Origin of the sequence: Geminicoccus flavidas (assembly GCF_009806515.1) — a bacterium.
GTDB classification, from domain to species: Bacteria; Pseudomonadota; Alphaproteobacteria; order Geminicoccales; family Geminicoccaceae; genus Geminicoccus; species Geminicoccus flavidus.
Map to the genome: position 1 here is coordinate 1 of NZ_WUJP01000061.1, position 3,759 is coordinate 3,759.

Sequence of the window (3,759 nt, forward strand, 5' to 3'; positions counted from 1 at the left end):
CCTTTCGGGTCCGTAAGCCTCCTAATTGTACGGTCTCATGGTGCATTGTTCCGTGTCAGGGAGGATGCACTATGGTAGCAGGTCTTTACAGCTCAGCCCGCACGACGCCGTGTGTTCGAGCCGAGCTCCAAGCGTCGCAAGAAGTGACCCGTACCCTGGTCACCCGCTATGGCTGAACCCGAAGAATGTAGCCAAGTGGCGTCGACGTAGGTCCATTGTCGATGCTCCCATGGGACCGAGCCGGCCACGCAGCTCTGTCCTGACTAATGCCGAGGAGCCATCATCGTCGAGTTCCGGCGGCGCGCCCTCCTGCCACTCGACGACGTCCTGGGCTGCCTACGCGAGACCATCCCTCGGCTATCCCGCATCGCTCTACACCGCTGCCTGCAGCGGCACGGCATCTCCGCCGCCAAAGGACGAGGAGAAAATCTCCAAGCGCAGGCAGTTTGCCGAGACGAAGATCGGCTACGTCCATATCAACGTCTGCGAACTGCGCCCGGCCCAGGCAAGCTGTTCATGTTCCCGGCCATCAGCCGTCGGCAGCCAGCTGATTCGTCTCCTCAAAGGAACCGGTCCAGCAGGACCGGGAGGCGACCACGTGTCGAAGTTCGTTCACATCGCCTTTTGGACGCCAACACGAAGGCCAACGGCACCGTGTTCCTCCGCGAGGTCGTCGCCGCATTCCCCTACCGCCTGCACACCGTGCTCACTGACAACGGGATGGCCTTTGCCGACCTGCCCAAGAACCGCGGCCGCTATCCCGAGATCAAGGCCTTCTTCGGCGGGCATATCATCGACCGCACGTGCGACGCGCCGTGCAGCGGCTGTGCCGCTGCTCCCTCCGGGGGATCGCACAGCGATGGCAGCGAACATCGCCTCACGAAGCCCTGCCATCCCCTTCCGCAGGCTCCTGCCCGCGCTCGTTGGAGGAAGCGGATCGACGGCCTGCTGGCCATCGATGGATGAATGGTCAGGCTGAGCGGATGAACCGGGCGATAATTCGGATCAATGGCCTGCCGGCTATTGATGGCCCAACCTGGTCGAGTGCTGGTTCGCTCTGCTGACCCGGCGCCGGCTCGAGCGCGGCGTGTTCACCAGCACTCAGGCGTTGGAGGAGGCGATCCAACGCTACATCGAGCAAGCGAACCAAGATCCAAAACCATTCGTCTGGACCAAGAGCGCTGATACCATCCTCGCCAGCGTCGCTCGCTTCTGCCAACGAATCTCTAACTCACACCACTAGGTAGGGAACTCATTCAGCCCAGGCTGAAGCGATGGCGACGAGTGCGAGGGCAGCCAGATAGTTCCGGGCGAGGCGGTCGTTGCGGGTGGCGATGCGGCGCCAGTTCTTGAGCCGGCCGAACAGCCGCTCGATCAGTGCGGAACAAGAGCAGGCGTACAAACCGCCGGAACCACCAATACACGGTGACCAAGGGGGAAGTCCTTGGGCAGCATCCGCCAGCCACCGCCGCTGCGCGCCATGTAGCGGATCGCGTTCAGCACCTCGCGCAAGTCGGTCCTGGGTCCGCGCCCGCGCCTGGGGACTTGCGGCAGCAGCGACTCAATGCGCCGCCCCTCCTCGTCCGTCAGAACAGTAGGATGACGCTTGGTCTTGCGGGCAATCTATGCCATCCGGCCACGGCTTCCTCGGGTCCACATCCCGAGCTTCCACCACAGCCGTTCCAGCCCAGCAACCCATTCTCAAACGGGTTCTGAATGTCGATCCGGTCCAGCGAGTTCTGCAGCTCGTGATCTGCCGGCGGAGCGCTTTGCCGGAAGGCCGGATGGCAATGCCGATGCCACGACCATAGGGTACCCGGCTCAGAAGTGGCCGGGCGCCTTGCCGAACAGGCGGATCTTCACCATCTCCGCGTGGTGGGGCAGGCGTGGCCAGGCGAGCGCGCCGATGTCCACGCTGGCGCGGATCGAGTTCCAGTTGACGATCCACCAGCGCAGCAGGGCTAGGCGGCAGGCGGTGCGCTCCGCGGGCGCCAGGCGCTCCTTCGCGACCAGATCGACATATTCGCGGTAGAGGCGCCAGGTCGGCAGGCTGCGGGCCTTGGCCTTGGCCGCGTCGTGCCAGGCGGCGCGGCCCTTGGCGTCCTGCTTGGCGCGGGTGTAGCGCTGGTCGTGCTCGCGCATCTCCACCAGCGGCTCCTTCACCTGCAAGAGCCGGCCACGCAGGGCCATCTGGGCGAGGAATGCCCGGTCCGCGCCGTGGAAGGGGCCGTGCAGCATCGAATCGACCAGCGTGGCGCGGCGGCACAGGCCGAAGAAGTCGACGCAGGAATGCGACATCAGGATCATGGTGGCGAAGCGGTGTGAGGGGCGCGGGTGGTCGGCGCCGCTGAGTCCGCTGTCATAGAAGGCGATGTGCTTGCCCTGGCCGTTGATGTAGTCGACCACCGTGTTGCACAGCACCGCATCGGGCGCCTGGTCGAGGGTCGCCACCGTCGCAGCGAGGTAGCCGGGCTTGATCCGGTCGTCGTGGGCCAGCCACTTGAAGTAGGTGCCGCGGCTCTTCGCGAACGCCAGGTTGTAGTTGGCGCCGGCACCGAGGTTGCGCTCGTTGCGGTAATAGCGGATGCGCCGGTCCGTGGCCGCCAGGTCCTGGCAGATCATGCTGGTCCGGTCGGTGGACGCGTTGTCGGAGACGACGATCTCGAAGTCGCCCATGGTCTGGGCGAGCACCGAGCCCAGCGCCTGCTCCACATAGTTCTCGCCATTGAACACAGGGACGCCGATGCTCACCAGGGGCTGGCCGGTGCTTGGGATCGTCATTCTACAACACCTGTCGTGAAATGCGTTCGCCGACCGCGCCCTGCCGGAGCCGTCGGCCGGTTGCTCGGGGCTTGCTCAATCCGGACGGTCACTAGTTGCCGAACCAAATGAGCACAGTGCACGCAAGATGCTCCATCCTCGGCGAAAAATCGCGGCGGCCGCTGCCTGGGAATCGGCTGGGACCGCACCGCGGATCATCCCGCTTCCGCCGGAGCCGTTCAACGGGAATGACGAGGCGTAGCGCGCATTGAGGTCTGCGGCAGGAGCCGTTCATGCAACCGATGCATGAGAGTTTTTCGGCAATTGCTTGTTGTGGCTGGTGAATTATCCGATGCCCGCCTGCGGCGACATGTCAAGGCAGCTCGAGGCGTTGGTAGACGTCCAGCAGGCGCTGGGCGGCATGTCGCCAGGTGAAACGCTGCAGTGCCAGTTCCCGTCCGGCCAGGCCGAAAGCCATTGCTCTGGCCGGATCGTCGATCAGGTCGCGGATGGCCTCTGCCAGCGCCCGGGGATCGCCCGGCGCCACCAGCCGGCCGGTGCGGCCGGGCTGCACCAGGTCCAGCAGCCCCCCATGGCCAGCGGCCACCACCGGCAAGCCCTGCGCCATCGCTTCCGCCACCGGCAGGCCGAACCCTTCCCGGCATACCGATGGCTGCGCCAGCAGGTCGGCCGTGGCATAAGCTGCGGCCAAGCGGTCATGGGGCAGCGGCCCGACGAACCGGATCCGCGGGTGGAACTCCGGCGAAACCAGTGCCAGAAGACGGGCCTGCAACGTCTTGCCAGGGCGGATGAATTGCGCGGCCAGACCCTGGATGCCGCTGCCATAGAAGCGGCGCACCGCATCCGCCATCGCCGGCTCACGTTTAGCCATCAGCCGGGCGTGGCACAAGGGCAGGAGGCCCACCGGCCCCACCAGGTCCAAGGTGAGCTCGGGATATGCCGGCGCCAACTCGGCGAAGGCCTCGAGCAGGACGTGCG

The 3,759-nt window shown here is 65.5% G+C and carries 3 protein-coding genes and 3 pseudogenes; 2 read left to right on the forward strand and 4 right to left on the reverse strand.

Features of this window, described 5'->3' with window-relative positions:
- Positions 1 to 71 precede the first annotated feature (71 nt).
- Together EQG76_RS32010 and EQG76_RS01640 are read left to right on the forward strand one after the other, a co-directional pair.
- A pseudogene (locus tag EQG76_RS32010) lies at positions 72 to 998 on the forward strand (hypothetical protein); the annotation flags it as partial.
- A gap of 29 nt (positions 999 to 1,027) precedes the next feature.
- Positions 1,028 to 1,243 (forward strand): annotated as a pseudogene (locus EQG76_RS01640) (IS630 family transposase); the annotation flags it as partial.
- A 9-nt stretch (positions 1,244 to 1,252) separates the two neighbouring features.
- Here EQG76_RS01640 and EQG76_RS01645 read toward each other — a convergent pair.
- The 4 genes and pseudogenes from EQG76_RS01645 to EQG76_RS01660 all read right to left on the reverse strand — a co-directional run.
- Positions 1,253 to 1,375 (reverse strand): annotated as a pseudogene (locus tag EQG76_RS01645) (IS5/IS1182 family transposase); the annotation flags it as partial.
- A complete protein-coding gene (locus EQG76_RS01650; protein WP_200840473.1) occupies positions 1,375 to 1,623 on the reverse strand; it encodes a transposase in 249 nt (82 codons plus the stop codon). The pseudogene EQG76_RS01645 and the gene EQG76_RS01650, both read right to left, overlap by 1 nt.
- A gap of 198 nt (positions 1,624 to 1,821) precedes the next feature.
- Positions 1,822 to 2,781 carry a glycosyltransferase family 2 protein gene (locus EQG76_RS01655; RefSeq protein WP_159710023.1) on the reverse strand — a complete coding sequence of 320 codons (960 nt, stop codon included), beginning with the start codon at positions 2,779 to 2,781 and terminating at the stop codon, positions 1,822 to 1,824.
- Positions 2,782 to 3,133: 352 nt separating this feature from the next.
- A partial coding sequence (locus tag EQG76_RS01660) for a glycosyltransferase family 4 protein (RefSeq protein ID WP_159710025.1) occupies positions 3,134 to 3,759 on the reverse strand: 626 nt, incomplete at its 5' end.

Excerpts from the sequence above, each read along its gene's own strand:
- EQG76_RS01655 (WP_159710023.1), bottom strand. The coding sequence starts at position 2,781 with ATGACGATCCCAAGCACCGGCCAGCCCCTGGTGAGCATCGGCGTCCCT.